General features: G+C 51.8%; 1 protein-coding gene. It reads right to left on the bottom strand.

Annotated elements, in window-relative coordinates:
- The coding region (locus tag ACTHUR_RS15815; RefSeq protein ID WP_440399606.1) for an ABC transporter transmembrane domain-containing protein at positions 1 to 608 on the bottom strand (608 nt) is incomplete at both ends.

Raw genomic sequence — 608 nt, 5'->3', positions numbered from 1 at the left:
GTGTATTCGTCCCAACGTTGTTGCGCCCAAGATGTGGCGTTGTTGGTTTTCAGGGTTTCGATGCCTTCGATGGCTTCAACGGCAAGGCCGGAGCGTTGCGAACCTTCTTTCATCGATTCGTTGATGTGGCGAGAGAGCGGGCGTTGTACGACAAAACCGACAATCACGACAATCGGAATGATGGTTAGGGGAACGAGTGCCAGTTTGCCGCCGACCATGGAAATTACGAAGATAAACAGCAACAGGAAAGGCAAGTCGACAATAGTCAACAAGCTGGCACTGGTCATGAACTCTCGCACGGCTTCAAATTCGCGCAGGTTGCTGGCGTATGAACCGGAAGAAGCTGGACGGTCTGCCAGACGTAATGCCATCACGCGGCGGAACAGGGCGGAGCTGATGATCAAGTCGGCTTTTTTGCCGGCAATATCGGTCAAATGACCACGAATCATCTTGGCGGCAAATTCAAACAAAATCGCCAAGACCACGCCGATGCTCAATACCCACAAGGTTTCATAGGCCTGATTGGGAATCACGCGGTCGTACACGTTCATCACATACAGGGAGCTGACGAGCGCAAGGAAGTTGATAATGATGGTGGCCAAAATGAC

The organism is Neisseria sp. P0021.S007, from assembly GCF_051956855.1.
This window is presented reverse-complemented; position numbering and strand designations above follow the sequence as displayed.